The organism is Pseudoduganella sp. S-14 (assembly GCF_049913285.1).
Taxonomy (GTDB): domain Bacteria; phylum Pseudomonadota; class Gammaproteobacteria; order Burkholderiales; family Burkholderiaceae_D; genus Rugamonas.
This window is the reverse complement of sequence record NZ_CP183991.1, coordinates 5139942-5155944: the sequence shown is the minus strand read 5'-3', so window position 1 is coordinate 5155944 and position 16003 is coordinate 5139942. Positions and strand designations below refer to the sequence as shown.

Genomic DNA, 16003 nt, shown 5'->3' with positions numbered 1-16003 from the left:
CGATGCTAACAACAAGGTTCCCGCTAGGCAAGTGAGATTTGGTGAGAATGTGGCGTATTCGCCGCCGCCAGCCCGCTTGCCGCGCTGATTGCTTGTCGGCTTGGTAATGGCGCCTCCGTCACCAGCCGGAAAACGCCAACCGCGTCGGACAGCGCGGCCGATTGCTGCTGCATGCTGGCCGCCACGGCAGCGGCCTGCTCGGCCAGGGCGGCGTTCTGCTGCGTGTTCGCATCGATCAGGATCAGCGCCGCGTTGACCTGGTCAATGCCAACGCTTTGCTCATGGCTGGCCGCGGTGATCTCATTGATGGTGTCGCCAACCCGGTGCGCTGCATGCACCACTTCGCCCATGATCGCGTGCGCCGTTGTCACTGAGGCATCCAGTTCAAGCAGGCCAGCCTGCAGGCCGGCGCACGGCGCGGCGCCGATTATCTCCGCCAGTTCGCGCGCCGATTCCTTGATTGCCTCCAGTTTGCCTAGAACCTGGAATACAGCCGCCCCGCCGCGCGTAGCTGCATGCGACGCGCTTTGGGCGAGCAGGTTTGCCTGTCGCGCATTGCCGGCATTTTGTCGCACCGTGCTGGCCAGTTCTTCTATCGACGCTGCGGTTTCCTCCAGCGAGTTCGCTTGCGACTCGGTTCGTTGTGCGAGGTGCACGCTGCCGCAAGCAACCTGGCCTGAGGCGGTTGTGATGTCCAGCGCAGCCCGGCGTACGTTGCCGGCCATGGCAGCCAGGCTCGCGTTCATTTCCTTGAGTGCGGCGAGAAGCCTGCCTGTTTCGTCATGGGCGCAGGTCTCTATCTGCTGCGTCAAGTCGCCCATGGCAACAGCTTGCGCAATCGACACTGCGCGGTTCAAGGGAACGGTAATGCTGCGTACCAGCCAGCGGCCCACGACGGCCGCCAGCACGATGCCTGCTGCCAAAAAAGCCACGACCAGTGAGCGCTGCCTTACGTAATTCGCCTCTGACAGGGCATATTGGGTCCTGCCGCGATCCAGCTGGTAGGCGATCAGCTTGTCCATTTCCAGCCGAATCCGGGGAAACAGCTGCTCTACGGGGCCATTCACCAAACCGCGCATCGTTTCGATATCGCCGGCCTTTCCTGCCACCAGGGCAGGCGCCAGGGCATCGAGCATGAAGTGCTTGCGCGCGGCGTCGAAACGTTCGGCGATTTCCTTTTCTTCTTCGGTGGCGAAGGACTCGCTGTATTGCTGCCACAGGCGGCTGGCGGCATCGCGGTCCTGCTCGATTTGCTCGATCGCTGCAGGCAGGGCGGCAGGGGCCGAATTCACGGCGCGGTAAAGCGCGAGGTGGTTGCGGAGCACGATGCGCATCATGTTGTCGAGATGTCCGAGTGAGATCAGCCGTTCTTCATATACGGTGCGCAGGGCGTCATGGTTGTTGCCCAGGCTGGCGAGGCCGGCGCCGCCCACGGCGAGCAGCAGGATGGACAACATGGAAAGGACGGCAATCAACCGCGCCCTGATGGTCAGGTTCTTGTGCATGTCGGTTCTTATTAGGGAGTTTGACAAGGCCGCGGGGAGGGGGCGGCGAAGAATCAGGGGCGGCTTGGCCTGGGGGGCAGGCAACCTGAGTGTGGAAAATAGTATCAATGACGTTCCCACGCTGCAACTGAATTCATGGTCAGGAAAACACCTGACCTTGCTGGTTACTGGCCCGGGTTAGGCAGCTTGGCGTGGATCGCGTCGACCGCTGCCACGATTTCAGGCGGCAGGCGCACATCAAAGGCATCGATATTCTCTTTGAGCTGGGCCAGCGTGGTGGCGCCGATGATGGTGGCGGCAACGAACCAGCGCGAATAGCACCACGCCAGCGCGAGCTGGGCCGGCGTCATGCTGTTGTCGCGCGCCAGCTTCGCGTACTGCGCCACGGCCTCCAGCACGCCAGGGCGCAAGTAGCGCGGACTCCAGGTCGGCGGGAAGATCGTCAGGCGGCCATGCGCTTTTGGATTGTCGTGATACTTGGCCGTGAGCTGGCCGAATGCCAGCGGGCTATAGGCCATGAGGCTGACTTGTTCGCGGAAGCAGGTCTCGTTGAGGAAGCTGGTTTCGAAATGGCGCGCTGTCAGGTTGTACAGGTTCTGAATGGTGGCGATGCGCGGCAGGCCTTTCATCTCGGCCTGTTTGACGAATTCGGACACGCCCCAGCTGCTCTCATTCGATACACCGATGTGGCGGATCTTGCCTTCCCTGATCAAATCGCCCAGCACGGCCAGCGTTTCTTCGACGGCGATGTGGTGGCGCTCTTTCTCGGGATCGAACTGGCTGGCGCCGAAGATCGGCACATTGCGGCTTGGCCAGTGCAACTGATACAGGTCGATGTAGTCCGTCTGCAAGCGCTGCAGGCTGGTCTCCACCGCAGCGCGGATGTTGGCAGCATTGTGGTTGCTCTTGCCCTTGCGGATCCAGTGCATGTACGGATTCGGGCCCGCGACCTTGGTTGCCAGCACCACGTCGCCACGGCGGCCGGACTTCTTCAGCCAGCTGCCGATGAAGCGTTCGGTATCACCCTGGGTCGCAGCCGAGGGCATCACCGGATACAGTTCGGCCGTGTCGATGAAATTGATGCCGCGCTGCAGCGCGTAATCAATCTGCGCATGCGCATCGGCTTCGGAATTCTGCTGGCCGAAGGTCATCGTGCCGAGGCAGATTTTGCTGACCTTCAGGTCGCTGCGGCCCAGGGTGACCTTCTGCATGCTTAGCCCCGCAGTGCGTCGGCGCAGTCGCGTACCAGCGCCGGGCCGGCGTAAATCAGGCCGGAGTAGAGCTGTACCAGTTGCGCACCGGCTTCGATCTTGGCCTTGGCATCCCTGCCTTGCATGATGCCGCCCACGCCGATGATCGGCAGCGCATCGCCCAGTTCCGCTTTCAGCAGGCGGATCACGTTGTTGGACAGTTCGAATACCGGTGCACCGGACAGGCCGCCGGCTTCCGCGCCGTGCTGCATGCCTTCCACCGCAGTGCGGCTCAGGGTGGTATTGGTGGCAATCACACCGTCGATCTTGTGGCGCAGCAGCGCGTCGGCGATATTCTTTACCTGGTCGCCATCCATGTCGGGCGCGATCTTCAGGGTCATCGGCACATAGCGCTTGTGCTGGTCGGCCAGGCGCAGTTGCGCTTGCTTGAGCTGAGACAACAGGCCGTCCACTTCCGATGCACCCTGCAGCTGGCGCAGGTTCTTGGTGTTTGGCGAGGAGATGTTGACGGTCACGTAGCTGGCGTAGGGATAGACCTTGTCCAGACAGTGCAGGTAATCGTCGACCGCGCGCTCGATCGGCGTATCGGCATTCTTGCCGATGTTCAGGCCCAGCACGCCCTCGCGGTTCTGGTAGAAGCGCGACGACTGCACATTGGCCACGAAAGCATCGACTCCGCCATTATTGAAGCCCATGCGATTGATGATGCCTTGCGCCGCAGGGATGCGGAACATGCGCGGCTTCGGATTGCCCGGCTGGGCGCGCGGGGTCACGGTGCCCACTTCAATGGAGCCGAAGCCCAGGTCGGCCAGCGCGTCGATGAAGGCGCCATCCTTGTCCAGGCCAGCGGCCAGGCCGACCGGGTTGCGGAAGGTCAGGCCCATGACCGTGCGCGGATCGTCTTTCGGACGGCGCACCATGGCGCGGGTCAGGCCCAGTGCGGACAGGCGCTTGAGTGCCGGCAGGGTGAAATGGTGGGCGGATTCCGCGTCCATCGAGAACAGGATGGGACGGGCGAGGGAGTACAGGAATTTGTCGGACATTGTGGGCAGCTTTGGTGTATTTTTGTAGCATTTTACACTGCGCTCCCTGGAGGACCTTCCGTGATCAAGCCTGGACTTGCCTTGCTGGCCTGCCTTTCCCTGCCCGTCGTTGCCGCCGAAAACCCGCTCTCCGCCGCCATTGCGCGCGACTACAAAGCCAGCCTGGAGCCCCTGTTCAACCACCTGCACGCCAATCCGGAGCTGTCCTATATGGAGGTGCAGACGGCCGCGCGCATGGCCAGGGAATTGCGTGCAGCAGGCTTCGAGGTGACAGAAGGCGTGGGCAAGACCGGCCTGGTGGCCATACTTCGCAACGGCAAAGGCCCGACCGTGATGGTGCGCGCGGACATGGATGCGCTGCCCGTGGAAGAGAAATCGGATGTGCCAAACGCCTCGAAGGTCAAGGTCAAGGATTCGGGCGGCAACCTGTTGCCGGTAATGCACGCCTGCGGCCACGACGTGCACATGACCAGCCTGGTCGGCACGGCCCACCAGATGGCGGCGCACAAGGGTGAGTGGAAGGGCACCTTGATGCTGGTCGGCCAGCCGGCCGAAGAACGCACCGGCGGCGCGCTGGACATGATGGCCGACGGCATCTACAAACGCTTTGGCAAACCGGATTACGCGCTGTCGCTGCACGTGGGCGCCGACATCGAAGCCGGCAAGATCGAGGCCAGCGAGGCGCCGTTTTCCGGCGCCGACCTGATGGAGATTGTGGTGCACGGCATTGGCACGCACGGCGCCAGCCCGCATACAGGCAAGGACCCGGTCGTGATCGCATCGCAGATCGTGCTGGCGCTGCAAACCGTGGTCACACGCGACATCGCCCCGCGTGAAGCGGCCCTGATCACCGTCGGCTCTTTCCACGCCGGCACCAAGGGCAATGTGATCAGCGATACGGCGCGCCTGGAATTGACCGTGCGCTAGGAAAGCGACGAGACGCGCGCCAGGCTGCTGGAGGGAATCAAGCGCGTGGCCGAGAACACCGCGCGGGCTGCCGGCGTACCGGAAGACAAATTGCCGGAAATCCGCCACACCGACCGGCCCGTGCCGCCAACCCTGAATGACAAAGCGATGCTGCAGCGCTTGCGTACTGTCTGGTCAAGCAAGCTGGGTGAGGGCATTTTCGACAAGGGCTACCAGCGCGGCAGCATGGTGGGCGAGGACTACGCCCACTTCATTTACGGCCAGGGCATTCCGAGCGTGTACTTCATGGTGGGCGGCACGCCGGCTGCGCAGGTGGCAGCGGCACGCGCCGGCAGAGGCACGATTGCCTACAACCATAGCCCGCTGTTCCGCGCCGATGCGGAAAAATCGATCCAGACCGGCGTGCTGGCAACTACGGTTGCGCTGCTGGATTTGATGAAGATGTGAGCGGTCCCCACACGCCCTTGATGCGAGCCTCCAAGGGCTGGAACTTGATCTTGTAGTTCATCTTCGGGCTGTCTTCGATCCAGTAGCCCAGGTAGACGAAATCGAGCCCCAGCTCGTGCGCCTGCGCGATTTGCCACATCACGTTGTAGGTGCCGAACGACGCACCCGGCACGTCAGGGTCGAAGAAGGTGTAGACCGACGACAGGCCATCCGACAGCACGTCGATGATCGACACCATGCGCAGCGTGCCATCGGGCTCGCGGAATTCCACCAGGCGCGTGTTGACCCGGCTTTGCAGCAGGAACTGGGCATACTGGTCGCGTGAATCCTGGTCCATGCCGCCGCCCGCGTGGCGGGTGCTCTGGTAGCGCAGATAGAGCTCGTAGTGCTCGTCCGAGAAGGACAGGCTGGCAACACCCGCCTCCAGGTTGCCGTGGCGCGCCCAGGCGCGGCGCTGGCCGCGTGTCGGCTTGAAGCCGGCGGCCACGACGCGCACCGGAATGCAAGCCTGGCAGCCGTCGCAATATGGACGATAAGTAAAGATGCCGCTGCGGCGGAAACCGTTCTTCACCAGCTCCGAGTACACGTCGGCGTTGATCAGGTGCGAGGGCGTTGCCACTTGCGAACGGGCCTGGCGCGCATCAAGGTAGCTGCACGGATAAGGCGCCGTTGTATAAAACTGCAACGTTGCGAAGGGGAGGTCGTTAAGCTGCGTCATGAGTCATATCATAACGCGTCCGCGGCTTAAAACGGTGCGATGGGGCACCAATCGCGTATCTGTGGCATCACAATACTTTTCTGCAAGTGTGCAATGAAGTCCTTGCGCGGGATTGACCGCGCGCCGAGCGATGCCAGGTGGCCGGTCTCCTGCTGGCAATCGATCAGTTCCACGCCGTGCCGTCGCAAGAAATGCACGAGGTAGGCCAGGGCGACCTTGGAACCGTCGGTGACGCGCGCAAACATCGATTCGCCGTAGAACATGGTGCCGATGGAAACGCCGTAGGCGCCGCCCACCAGTTCGCCGTCCAGCCATAGTTCGGAGGAATGGGCAAAGCCCTGCTGGTGCAGGCCGGTGTAGCCGGCGATGATGTCTTCCGAGATCCAGGTGCCGGGGCCGTCGCGGCGTGGCGCGGCACAGGCGCGCATCACCTGCTCGAAGGCGCTGTCGAAACGCACTTCCCAGCGCTGGCCGTCGCGCGCAATCTTCTTCAGTGTCTTGCGCAGGCTGTCGGAAATCTTGAAGTCGGCGGTGCGCAACACCATGCGCGGATCGGTGCTCCACCACAGGATGGGCTGGCCCTCGGAAAACCAGGGGAAGATGCCGCGCTGGTAAGCGGCCAGCAGCCGCTGCGGCGACAGGTCAGCGCCGGCGGCCAGCAGGCCCGGCGCGTCCGTGGTCAAGGCTTCGGAGACGTCGGGAAAGGGCGTGTTGACGTCGAGCCAGGGAATCATGTGTCGGACGGCTGGCGCATCGGCTGGGTAATATCCTGGGTATGGAAGCCATAGCTGCCGCCTCCGCGCATTTTGGCGCGGTCGGCAAAGAAGAATTCCAGCGTGGTGCGGATGGTGGGGAAGGCCAGGTCATCCCATGGGATTTCCGCTTCCGTGAACATCTTCACATCCAGGCTTTCTTCTCCCGGCGCAAAATCGAGGTCGCGCAGGGTGGCGAGGTAGAACATATGCACCTGGTGCACGCGCGGCACGTTGAGCAGGGTGTACAGGCTGCCGAGGACGATATGGGCGCCCGCTTCCTCTTCGGTTTCGCGCTGCGCTGCCTCGGCGGTGGTTTCATTGTTTTCCATGAAGCCGGCCGGCAGGGTCCAGAAGCCGCGACGCGGCTCGATCGCGCGCTTGCACAGCAACACTTGCAACTCGCCATCACGCTCCCAGACCGGGACCGTCCCGATCACCATCTTGGGATTTTGATAATGGATTGCCGAACAGTTGACGCAAACATAACGCGGCCGGTTGTCGCCGGACGGCACCATCAACTCAACAGGGTGGGCGCATTCTGAGCAAAATTTCATAACATCTACTTTACACTGAACGGCGGTTTGCCGGAATTCAGCGAAATATATTCGAGCTATCGTAAGAAGAAGTGGGATAAATATTGCCTAAATTGGCGAGACGCCCTATAATACTTGCATCAGACGCGGGGTGGAGCAGTCTGGCAGCTCGTCGGGCTCATAACCCGAAGGTCACAGGTTCAAATCCTGTCCCCGCAACCAGAATTCAGAAAAAACCGTCATCAGCAGCTAGCGATGACGGTTTTTTTCGTCTTTTCACGCCGCTGCGTGGGCCTGGCGCAGGAAATCCAGCACTTCGTCGCTCATCATGCGGCCGGCACGGAGCGCCGGCTCGTTGTCGAGCGCCTGGCGGAAGCGTTCGCGCACGCCCGGCGCATTGCCGACCATATCGGTGAACAGGTCAAACCAGCGCTGGGCCAGCGCACGTGCTTGCGGCGCCGATGGCGAGGGATTGGCTGCCATTTGCGCGCCGATGTCGGCGATCAGTGCCGGCCATTCGTGGGCGCGGGTGCGGAAATGCTTGTGCATGGTTTCGATTTCCTCCGGCCGCATATATTTGGCATACAGCGCCAGTTTGCCCTGGCCGCTGGCCGCCGCAATATAGTTGCGCATCTCGAGTGTCACGCCGCTTTGCTTGCGGTATTCCTCTTCGCGCGACCACATATTGTCGAGCCGATGCATGATGTCGACACTGTGGCCGGCCTGGCGGCTGAAGGTCGCCATCCATTTTTCGGCCAACGCTTGAACCGTTGGGTCGGATGGCGGGATGCCTGCCGCCATGTTCTGCCCTACGGCCTTGATCAATTCCGACCATTCTTCGGGTGCGGCTGGGTCGTTGTAGATTGGCAGTTGTGCCAGTTCTTCCTTGGTAAAGTATTTGTCGTACACGGTCATTTGCTCCAGTGTGGTTAGCCAGGTGGCCAGTTCCGGTTCCTCTCCTGCCAGCAACTGCCCGCGCAGGGTCGTCAACTGCTCGCGCAGTTTGGCGGCTTCGGCGATTTGCCGGTCGAGCGAATCGATCTGGCGGGCAATCAGGTCGGGCAGGGAAGAGCCGGGCTTGGCCAGGAATTGACCGATGTCGGCCAGCGCCATGCCGAAACGGCGCAGCGCCTGCACCTGGTGCAGGCGCGCCACGTCGTCGCGGTTGTACAGGCGGTAGCCGGCGTCGGAACGTCCCGAAGGCTTGAGCAGGCCGATACTGTCGTAATGGTGCAGGGTGCGCACGGTCAGGCCGCAACGGCGCGCCAGTTCACCTACTTTCAGCATCATCTTCCAGCTCCTTTCTTCGTTACGTTACTGCCATGCTGGAGCCTCACGCCAGGTGAGGGTCAAGCGCTGCGTGCAAAAAGATGATGGTAAGCGATCCATCCCTTATGATGTTGGACATGCAACGTTTGTTTTTACTCATCGCGACCCTGCTGCTTGCCGTCCTGTGGCGCGCCGACAGCGGCCACGTGCCGAATGCCCATCCGGCGCTGGCCATGCTGCCCCTGCAGATGGCCTGGGCCTGGGAGCGGCCGGAAGACCTGCGCTGGCTGCCGGGCGATGCCGGGGTGGCGTTCGTTGCCTCCAGCATCATGCTGCAAGGCGATGAAGCGCTGGTACGTCCACGCACCGCGCGCCTGCTGATGGCGCCTGCCACGGCGCGCGTGCCGGTGCTGCACGTCGACATGTCGGGACGCGAGCCGCCGGCATTGAACGACGTGCAGCTACAGGCCATCGTCAAGGAACTGCTGCGCATTGCGCCGGGAGCCAACCGCCACGTGGTGCAGCTCGATTTTGAAGTGCGGCGCTCGCAGCGTCCCTTCCTGGCCCGCACTGTCGCCGCCATCCGCCGTAGCTTGGCGCCCGAAATGGCGCTATCGGTGACCGCGCTGGCGTCCTGGTGCCTCGACGATGCCTGGCTGGCCGAAGGCATGGCCGACGAGGTTGTGCCGATGGCCTTCCGCATGGGGCAACAGCAGCATGAGCTTCGCCAGCGCCTGCGCTGGCAAGGATTCACCCAGCCCTATTGCCGCCATGCCGCCGGCTACGCGACCGATGAACCGCGGCTGCGCCGCCTGGCGCCGCGCAGCTATTATTTTTCCCCTCGTTCCTGGACGGCTGCGCAATGGCAAGCCCTCCATGCACCAACCAAGGTCCGCTCTCCATGAAACGTTTCCCCAGCTTGCGCAAGTTCGCGGCCATGACCGCGCTTATCGTCCTGCCGCAATATGCTTTCTCCAGCGGCTTCGATGGTTTCAGCTACAACCCCTACGCCAATGAACTCATGGTCGCACCGCGCGCGCTGCCGCAATACGCGGCCGGCAACCTTGGCGTGCTGTCGAGCAGCTACTGGCGCGTATATCTCTACCTTGCTTACCAGGCCGCCAAAGGGCGCGGCCTCACTCCGGCGCAAGTGGCTTCGCTCCATGTGTGGGATTGGCATGTAGGGGAAGGCCACAGTGCCTGGGACTACGTCGGCAACGCGGAGAAGAATGGCAGCGGAGAGTGGTTCAAGGCGCGTACGCCGCTCGCGGTGCAGGCAGGCTTGCCGGCCGAGGCCGAAGTCAAGATCACTGGCAGCGAAGACTGGGGCAGTTACGTGAATTGCCACTCCGATGCCTTCCGCCGCGCCGCAGCGACCGCAAAGGCGCGAGCGCAACTGGGCCCGGGCGGCAAGCCTGACCAATGGTTCAAGGCCTGGCTGGAAGGGCAGGACGCGGTATTTGCCAATTGCGGCTTTACAGGCGGACCATCGAGCCCGGTGCTGCCGCCCGCGATACCGGAGAACGCGCCCGCATGGCTGAAGGCAGACCGCGCATATCAGGAAGCGGCAGCCAATTTCTATTCGGGAAATCTGGAAGCTGCGCGCCGCCAGTTCCAGGCTGTGGCGCAGGATGCGAAATCGCCGTGGCAGCCGCTGGGCGCCTACCTGGCGGCACGATGCCTGATCCGTATGGCCACGCTGCAAAGGGAGGAGGCGGGCGACAATCGTATCGCCAGGTTCAGGCAGGCACGCGAAGAGCTTGAAGCGCTGGCGCCTTCCTATGCGCCAGCGAGGCAAATGATGCTCCTGATCGACGCGCGCCTCGATCCCGCAGCGCAGGTGAAAGTGCTGGCGCGCCGCCTGGAGCAGGAACCATTCGGCGCCGATACGCCGCGCATGCTGAGCGATTACCTGGTGCTGCTCGACAAGCTGCCGCGCAATGAAATGATCGAAGCCAGGGAGCCGCTGACGGCATGGATCGGCACCATGCAAGGCGATTCGTTCGATTGGTATGACAGCAGCGACAATCCGGAAGTGAAGGAGCGACGCAAGCTGGCGCTGGAGGTGACGCGCCAGCAATGGCAGAAGCACGGCGACGCCCTGTGGCTGGCACCCCTGCTGACATTCGCCAGGCCCGGGGAGCTTGGCGAAGCAGAAAAGAAGGCCGCCGCGGCAGTGCCAGCAGGCCATCCGCTCTACCAGACAATGCAATACAACCTTGTGCGGCTGGCTGTTTCTGAAAACCGCCTGGCGCAAGCGGACAAGGACATCGACCGACTGCTGGCAAGCCAGGGCAAGGCCATGTCGGTGGCAACCACCAACCGCTTCCTGGCGCTGAAGATGCTGACGGCAGGTACGCTGGACGGATTTGTCAGGGCCGGACGGCGAGTCCAGGACCCCGTGGAACGCGGTGCACCGATCGATGATGCGGCAAAAGATCCGGAAGGAACCGACGGCGATTTTTACGTGGCGGTCTACCGCTACCTGCCGATGGCCAGCCTGAAAGCGCTGTACGCCCACCCCGGCCTGCTGCCGGCATCGAAAGTGGAGCTGCGCGAGGCCATCTTCACGCGGGCCCTGATTGCCAATGACGAAGCGACCGCGCTCTCCCTGCTGGATAGCGTCGCCGAAGGGCGCAACACTACCGCACATTTGTACGCGCGTTATCGCAAGGCCGCCAGCGGAGCGGAACGCAAGCTGGCGGCGGCGCTGATCCTGGTGAACACGCCGGAACTGCGGCCGCATGTAATCAGCAATGCAGGTGTCGGCAACGATGGCTACGGCAAACCGGTCAGTATCGGCGAGCGGCCGGCGCCGGCGCCGCGCTTCCTGAGCGAGGAGCAGCGCGCAGAAGGAGAACGCGAGCAGCAAAGCTTGCGCCAACTCTCATTGCGTTCGATATTCCTGGCCCCGACCCTGATGGCATGGGCTGCGGCCAAGCCGAATGACGCGGAGGCGCCGAAGGCCTTGCATCTGCTGGTGGCATCGATGCGCAACGAAAGCCCCTGGGTCTATGCTGCCGAGGAGCGCTTGCCGGCTCAATCGGAGTTGCGCAACAAGTACTCCAGGCAAGCCTTTGCCATGTTGCACAAGCTCTACCCGAACAGCGACTGGGCCAGGAAAACCAAATACTACTACTGAGGTTAGCCCTCGAAGGCCAGGCTGGCCCACAGGTGGGCCGCCGCCATCGTGCGGTGCGGGGAGTAGCGCTGCAGCAGGGCTTCAGTACGTGCCATGTCAGGCTTGCTCTCTTCGCCCAGCAACCGTTGAAGCGCCGCGCGGATGGCCACGTCGCCATGCAGCGAGCAGTCGGCGAAGCCGTAGCCGCGCAGCAGGGCGTAGTTGACCGTCCACGGCCCGATGCCTTTCACCGCCAGCAAGTTTTGACAGATCGCGGGGATCGGATTGTCCTCGCGCTCCTCGATATCGAGCTCCCCGGCCGCGATCAGCTGGGCGAAGCGGAGCAGGGTTTCAGCCTTGGCGCGCGAGAATTTGCGGGTGGTCAGGTCTTCCACGGCGAGCCTGGCCACGTCCGCCGCCTCGGGATAGCACCACATCCCGGCCTTGTGCTGGCGCCCCGCCTGCAGGATGAAGGTGCGGCGCAAGGCGATGGCGAAGGACAGGTTGATCTGCTGGCCGATGATGGCCCAGGTCAGCGCCTCGAACACGGTTGCCGACTGCACGATCCGCAGGCCAGGCTGGCGGGCGACCAGCGGGCCAAGCAGCTCGTCCCCGCGAGCAAACGCAACGAACGGTGCGGGATCAATGTGAAGGCCGAGGATGTTGCGGGCAGCGGCTTCGATGCGCGCCGCCAGCGCAGGAGGAACCTTACGGGCACGCGGCAAGTCAATGTCGGCATCGCACACGGCGGAACGCGCGCGGCCCTTGGGCAACGCGATGGCTAGCAGCACCGGCACGCCATCCAGCAGCATGCCTTTGCGGATCGCATCCGGGCTCACTTGTTCCGCGATGCTTTCGGCATCGCGGCTATGGAAGGCCAGTACGTCCTGCACTCGGTACGCGGCGGGCAGGGCCAGTGAAAATGTATGCTTCATGCGGCCTCGGTATTCTGCATCCAGGGCAGCTTGACCTTGTACCCGGTGACCAGCATGGTGCCGGCAATGACGATGGCCGCGCCGGCAACCGTGTACCAGCCCACCACTTCATGCAGGAACAACGCGCCCCACAGGATGCCGAACAAGGGATTCAGGAAGGTAACGGTCAGCGCCGAGGTCGGCCCCACGTCGCGCACCAGTCCAAAGTAGAGCAGGTAAGCGATGCCACTGCACAGCACACCCAGCGCCAGGGCAGCGCCCATGATGCCGATGGTCGGCTCGCCAGGTTGCGGGAAGATCGCCAGGGACGGGATGGTCAGCAAGGCCGCAGCCCACATGCTGCCGTGAGCGTTGGCGAAAGGCTCAACGCCCTGCGCCGAGCTGGCCACCTTGGTATAGGTAGTGGCGATGCTATAACTGAAGGCAGCCAGGGTCGCTGCGGCGATAGCCAGTCCGGCGCCATCCTTGCTGCTCACATGGTCGAAGCCGACCAGCATTGCCACGCCTGCCGTGCCCAAAGCCAGCCCAAGCATTACGCGCCCCGAAACCATGTGGCGATGCCACACGGCGCCGACGATCGCACCCCAGATCGGCGCGGTCGCATTCAAGACCGACAGCACGGAAGCGGTCAGCGTCTTCGCCGCAAAGGCGAACAGCAGGAAGGGCAGGGCAGAGTTGAAGAAGCCCAGCACCAGGAAATGCTTCCAATGCTTGCCAAGGTCAAGCCGCTTGCGCAGCACCAGCGCCACCACGGCCAGGAAGACCGCCGCAAACGTCACCCGATACTCGATGAGCACACCCGGCCCCAGCACCGGCGCCGCAATGCGCATGAACAGAAAGGAGCCGCCCCAGATGGCAGCCAGCAAAATCAGTTTAAGAAGGTTCGCAGTATTCATATTGTTCAGTTCGTGTTACACCTTGGTGTCACACTTAGGGACTTGGCGTCCCCGTGACGCCCCCATGGTGTGACACGGGCAGGGCTGTGGCAAGCCGGTTCTTGCTATTGAGTTCATGTCGGGCAGGCGGGGCCGGGGGCTGTGGCCAGGGCGGCGGCGTGGTTGATTTGCAGGACTTCGGGAACGCCGTTTTTAACCGCCGTCATTTCGGCCAGGATGGAGATCGCGATTTCGGGCGGTGTCTTGCTGCCGATGTACAGGCCGATCGGGCCGTGCAGGCGGGCGATCTGTTTCTCGGTCAGGTCGAACTGCAACAGCCGTGCGCGCCGCTTGTTGTTGTTGGCGCGCGAGCCTATGGCGCCGATGTAGAAGGCGTCGGACTTGAGCGCTTCCATCAATGCCATGTCGTCCAGCTTGGGGTCGTGCGTCAGCGCCACCACGGCACTGCGCGAGTCGAGCTGCATTTCCAGTACCAGGTCGTCGGGCATGGCGTGCACCAGCGGCACTTCGGGAAGGACCCAGCCGGCACGGTATTCTTCGCGCGGGTCGCAGACGGTGACGTGGTAGTCCATGGCCGTGGCGATCTGCGCCAGCATGCGCGATAACTGGCCGGCCCCGATGATCAGCAGCCGCCAGCGCGGGCCATGCTGGGTGACCAGCCAATCGCCGCTGCGTTCCAGCACTGCGCCGGGATGGGCGCGTTCGAGGGTGACGGCGCCGTTGCCCAGGTTTAGCGTGCGCGCCACCAGCTGGTGCTCCGCCAGCCGTTCCAGCAACTCGTCAATGCGGCTGTGAGGGCCGAGTGGTTCCAGCGCCAGTTCGATGGTGCCGCCGCAGGGCAGGCCGAAACGGTGCGCTTCGTCGGCCGTGATGCCGTAGCTGACCACCTCGGGCAGCTGGCGCACGATGCCTTCCTTGCGCACGCGCTCGATCAGGTCGTCTTCGATGCAGCCGCCGGAGACCGAGCCGACCACGCGCCCATCGTCGCAGATGGCCAGGGTGGCGCCGATCGGGCGCGGGCTGGAGCCCCAGGTTCGGATGACCGTGACCAGTTCGCAGCGGTGTCCCGCGGCCAGCCAGGCGGAGCAAGTCTTGAGTACTTCGAGGTCGATGCTGTCCATGCATCGAACTATAGCAAGGGTCAGCGCTTTTTGCAGACGGCCCTGAAGGCCTTTTCAGGCAGGCTGTCGGGGGCGATCGTTTCGGGATCGTAGGCTTCGTATTTGAAGGTGCCTACCGGCTCGCCTTTGCCCAGGACATCGGCGTGGAAGGTCTGGCTGAGCAGGGTGCGGGTGCCGGCCTCGCAGGCATATAGGTGCAGCGAGCGCACCGAGAGATACATCTTGCCGTCGGGCGCGGTTTGCGCCTTGCGGAAGGTTTCCATGGTCCAGGCCTTGCGGCCTTCGGCAGCGCTGCGCACGGATTTGCTGTCGAGCAGGAGGGTGCTGTCCTTGTCCCTGGAGACGGTAGTCCAGGGCCCCGCCAGCGCCACGCCGGGCGCCAGGGCGAGCATCAGGACCGCTGTTTTCATGGCAGCAGCGGGCGCTTGGCGGCCTGCTTGGCCTTGATTTCGGAAACGCTGCGGTCTATCGCGGCCAGGCGGACGGTGACGTTCGGGTGGATCGCGGTGTAGCCATTCAGCGCCGTCGCTGGATACTGGCCGGACAGGCGTTGCCAGAAGTTGCGCGCATTGCCGATGTTGTAGCCGGCGCGCGCCAGCATGTACAGCGCCAGGTTATCGGCTGCCACGTCGTAATCGGCAGGCATTGGCCGTACGCCGGCTGTCCCGACCAGCATGGTCAGGTCAGGCCGCACCGATGCCAGGTTGTCGATGATGCTGGCCATGGTGGCGGTGCTGCGCATGGTGCCGGCGTGGCCGAGAATGTTGTGCGCCAGTTCTTTCGCCATGACGTAGGCCACGGCTTCATCGTTCTGCGCGAAGTTGATCATGCCGCGCGTCAGCATTACGCGGCTGCCGTCGTTGTAGGCGTTCACATTGTCCGAGTTGCCCAGGTCGACGCGGAAGGCGCAGGCGCGGGTCACGGGTACGTTCAGCGTCTGGCTGTTGCCATTGCGGGCAATGGTCATGCTCAAGGTGGCGCTGTTGGCGGTCAAAGGACCGAAGACGGCTGCAGCCTTGCTTTCGGCATCGTGGCCTTTCGGCAGCGGCTTGCCGCCAGCGGCGATCAGGTCGTCGCCCTTGCGCAAGCCGGCCTTGGCGGCGCCACTGCCAGCCAGTACGCCGGACACTTGCAGCACATCGTCGTAGCCCAGTACGGCGGCCGATGCGTCGCCGTATTCGCCGGGATAGGAGTATTTGTTTTTGGCGGTGAAACCAAGCAGGTTGCGCGCCTGCGCCTTGCACAGGTCAGCGTTATTGATCAGCAGCGGGGCGGCGATGCGGTACAGGCGCTCCTGCAGGCTTGCGATCACTTTCAGGTTGTCGCGTGCGGCCTGCATCTGCGGCGTCACGACCGGGGCAGCGGGCGCCGACGGCGGCATTGGCTGCGCCGGTGCGGCCGGCTCGCTGCCGGATTGAAAAGTTGAACAGGCAGAGAGCAGGAGCGAGGCCGCAATCGCGGGCCAGGTGAGCCGGCGTGCCGGCGAAGGGAGGTGATTGCATTGCTCTACTGCCATAAATAT

16 protein-coding genes and 1 tRNA gene are annotated in these 16003 nt (G+C 63.3%); 5 read left to right on the top strand and 12 right to left on the bottom strand.

What is annotated here, in order from left to right:
* Positions 1 to 23: 23 nt before the first annotated feature.
* The 3 genes from ACN9MZ_RS23740 to ACN9MZ_RS23730 form a co-directional block, all read right to left on the bottom strand.
* Positions 24 to 1505: a Tar ligand binding domain-containing protein gene (locus ACN9MZ_RS23740; protein WP_426339315.1), complete on the bottom strand. Its 1482-nt coding sequence runs from the start codon at positions 1503 to 1505 to the stop codon at positions 24 to 26.
* 164 nt (positions 1506 to 1669) lie between these two features.
* Positions 1670 to 2716, bottom strand: coding sequence for an aldo/keto reductase (locus ACN9MZ_RS23735; protein WP_426339314.1), 1047 nt, complete (start codon positions 2714 to 2716; stop codon positions 1670 to 1672).
* Positions 2717 to 2718: 2 nt separating this feature from the next.
* Positions 2719 to 3759, bottom strand: a complete 1041-nt coding sequence (locus ACN9MZ_RS23730; RefSeq protein WP_426339313.1) for a quinone-dependent dihydroorotate dehydrogenase — start codon at positions 3757 to 3759, stop codon at positions 2719 to 2721.
* A 60-nt stretch (positions 3760 to 3819) separates the two neighbouring features.
* On the opposite strand from ACN9MZ_RS23730, the gene ACN9MZ_RS23725 reads away from it, so the two are divergent.
* Together ACN9MZ_RS23725 and ACN9MZ_RS23720 are read left to right on the top strand one after the other, a co-directional pair.
* On the top strand, positions 3820 to 4686 hold the full coding sequence (locus tag ACN9MZ_RS23725; RefSeq protein ID WP_426339312.1) for a M20 metallopeptidase family protein: 867 nt from the start codon (positions 3820 to 3822) through the stop codon (positions 4684 to 4686).
* A gap of 45 nt (positions 4687 to 4731) precedes the next feature.
* The gene (locus tag ACN9MZ_RS23720) at positions 4732 to 5133 is read left to right on the top strand and encodes a hypothetical protein (RefSeq protein WP_426339311.1); all 402 of its coding nucleotides are present in this window, start codon (positions 4732 to 4734) and stop codon (positions 5131 to 5133) included.
* On the opposite strand, the gene ACN9MZ_RS23715 is transcribed toward ACN9MZ_RS23720, so the two are convergent.
* From ACN9MZ_RS23715 to ACN9MZ_RS23705, 3 genes are read right to left on the bottom strand one after another with little or no spacing between them, the layout of a single operon-like run.
* Positions 5099 to 5851: an arginyltransferase gene (locus ACN9MZ_RS23715; protein ID WP_426163915.1), complete on the bottom strand. Its 753-nt coding sequence runs from the start codon at positions 5849 to 5851 to the stop codon at positions 5099 to 5101. The genes ACN9MZ_RS23720 and ACN9MZ_RS23715 overlap by 35 nt on opposite strands.
* A 26-nt stretch (positions 5852 to 5877) precedes the next feature.
* Positions 5878 to 6585 (bottom strand): leucyl/phenylalanyl-tRNA--protein transferase, encoded by a 708-nt coding sequence (gene aat / locus ACN9MZ_RS23710; RefSeq protein WP_426339310.1) that lies wholly within the window; start codon positions 6583 to 6585, stop codon positions 5878 to 5880.
* A complete protein-coding gene (locus ACN9MZ_RS23705) occupies positions 6582 to 7160 on the bottom strand; it encodes an NUDIX hydrolase (RefSeq protein WP_426339309.1) in 579 nt (192 codons plus the stop codon). Before ACN9MZ_RS23705 ends, aat begins: the two co-directional genes overlap by 4 nt.
* Positions 7161 to 7284: 124 nt before the next feature.
* On the opposite strand from ACN9MZ_RS23705, the gene ACN9MZ_RS23700 reads away from it, so the two are divergent.
* Positions 7285 to 7361, top strand: a tRNA-Met gene (locus ACN9MZ_RS23700).
* A gap of 54 nt (positions 7362 to 7415) precedes the next feature.
* On the opposite strand, the gene ACN9MZ_RS23695 is transcribed toward ACN9MZ_RS23700, so the two are convergent.
* Entirely contained in the window at positions 7416 to 8429 is a 1014-nt protein-coding gene (locus ACN9MZ_RS23695) for a MerR family transcriptional regulator (protein ID WP_426339308.1), read from the bottom strand.
* 116 nt (positions 8430 to 8545) lie between these two features.
* On the opposite strand from ACN9MZ_RS23695, the gene ACN9MZ_RS23690 reads away from it, so the two are divergent.
* Entirely contained in the window at positions 8546 to 9313 is a 768-nt protein-coding gene (locus ACN9MZ_RS23690; protein ID WP_426339307.1) for a hypothetical protein, read from the top strand.
* Complete coding sequence (locus ACN9MZ_RS23685; protein WP_426339306.1) at positions 9310 to 11550, top strand: hypothetical protein; 2241 nt, start codon at positions 9310 to 9312, stop codon at positions 11548 to 11550. The genes ACN9MZ_RS23690 and ACN9MZ_RS23685 overlap by 4 nt, the downstream gene beginning before the upstream one ends.
* Before the next feature lie 2 nt (positions 11551 to 11552).
* On the opposite strand, the gene ACN9MZ_RS23680 is transcribed toward ACN9MZ_RS23685, so the two are convergent.
* The 5 genes from ACN9MZ_RS23680 to ACN9MZ_RS23660 form a co-directional block, all read right to left on the bottom strand.
* The gene (locus ACN9MZ_RS23680; RefSeq protein WP_426339305.1) at positions 11553 to 12464 is read right to left on the bottom strand and encodes a DNA-3-methyladenine glycosylase 2; all 912 of its coding nucleotides are present in this window, start codon (positions 12462 to 12464) and stop codon (positions 11553 to 11555) included.
* On the bottom strand, positions 12461 to 13360 hold the full coding sequence (locus ACN9MZ_RS23675) for a DMT family transporter (RefSeq protein ID WP_426339304.1): 900 nt from the start codon (positions 13358 to 13360) through the stop codon (positions 12461 to 12463). Before ACN9MZ_RS23675 ends, ACN9MZ_RS23680 begins: the two co-directional genes overlap by 4 nt.
* Positions 13361 to 13473: 113 nt before the next feature.
* Positions 13474 to 14481 (bottom strand): XdhC family protein, encoded by a 1008-nt coding sequence (locus tag ACN9MZ_RS23670; RefSeq protein WP_426339303.1) that lies wholly within the window; start codon positions 14479 to 14481, stop codon positions 13474 to 13476.
* Between the two features lie 20 nt (positions 14482 to 14501).
* Positions 14502 to 14891 (bottom strand): surface-adhesin E family protein, encoded by a 390-nt coding sequence (locus ACN9MZ_RS23665; protein WP_426339302.1) that lies wholly within the window; start codon positions 14889 to 14891, stop codon positions 14502 to 14504.
* The gene (locus tag ACN9MZ_RS23660) at positions 14888 to 15997 is read right to left on the bottom strand and encodes a M48 family metalloprotease (protein WP_426339301.1); all 1110 of its coding nucleotides are present in this window, start codon (positions 15995 to 15997) and stop codon (positions 14888 to 14890) included. Before ACN9MZ_RS23660 ends, ACN9MZ_RS23665 begins: the two co-directional genes overlap by 4 nt.
* Between the last annotated feature and the right edge of the window lie 6 nt (positions 15998 to 16003).

Coding starts and splice junctions, on each gene's coding strand:
- ACN9MZ_RS23740 (WP_426339315.1), bottom strand. CDS start 1,505: ATGCACAAGAACCTGACCATCAGGGCGCGGTTGATTGCCGTCCTTTCC.
- ACN9MZ_RS23735 (WP_426339314.1), bottom strand. CDS start 2,716: ATGCAGAAGGTCACCCTGGGCCGCAGCGACCTGAAGGTCAGCAAAATC.
- ACN9MZ_RS23730 (WP_426339313.1), bottom strand. CDS start 3,759: ATGTCCGACAAATTCCTGTACTCCCTCGCCCGTCCCATCCTGTTCTCG.
- ACN9MZ_RS23715 (WP_426163915.1), bottom strand. CDS start 5,851: ATGACGCAGCTTAACGACCTCCCCTTCGCAACGTTGCAGTTTTATACA.
- aat (WP_426339310.1), bottom strand. CDS start 6,585: ATGATTCCCTGGCTCGACGTCAACACGCCCTTTCCCGACGTCTCCGAA.
- ACN9MZ_RS23705 (WP_426339309.1), bottom strand. CDS start 7,160: ATGAAATTTTGCTCAGAATGCGCCCACCCTGTTGAGTTGATGGTGCCG.
- ACN9MZ_RS23695 (WP_426339308.1), bottom strand. CDS start 8,429: ATGATGCTGAAAGTAGGTGAACTGGCGCGCCGTTGCGGCCTGACCGTG.
- ACN9MZ_RS23690 (WP_426339307.1), top strand. CDS start 8,546: ATGCAACGTTTGTTTTTACTCATCGCGACCCTGCTGCTTGCCGTCCTG.
- ACN9MZ_RS23685 (WP_426339306.1), top strand. CDS start 9,310: ATGAAACGTTTCCCCAGCTTGCGCAAGTTCGCGGCCATGACCGCGCTT.
- ACN9MZ_RS23680 (WP_426339305.1), bottom strand. CDS start 12,464: ATGAAGCATACATTTTCACTGGCCCTGCCCGCCGCGTACCGAGTGCAG.
- ACN9MZ_RS23675 (WP_426339304.1), bottom strand. CDS start 13,360: ATGAATACTGCGAACCTTCTTAAACTGATTTTGCTGGCTGCCATCTGG.
- ACN9MZ_RS23670 (WP_426339303.1), bottom strand. CDS start 14,481: ATGGACAGCATCGACCTCGAAGTACTCAAGACTTGCTCCGCCTGGCTG.
- ACN9MZ_RS23665 (WP_426339302.1), bottom strand. CDS start 14,891: ATGAAAACAGCGGTCCTGATGCTCGCCCTGGCGCCCGGCGTGGCGCTG.
- ACN9MZ_RS23660 (WP_426339301.1), bottom strand. CDS start 15,997: ATGGCAGTAGAGCAATGCAATCACCTCCCTTCGCCGGCACGCCGGCTC.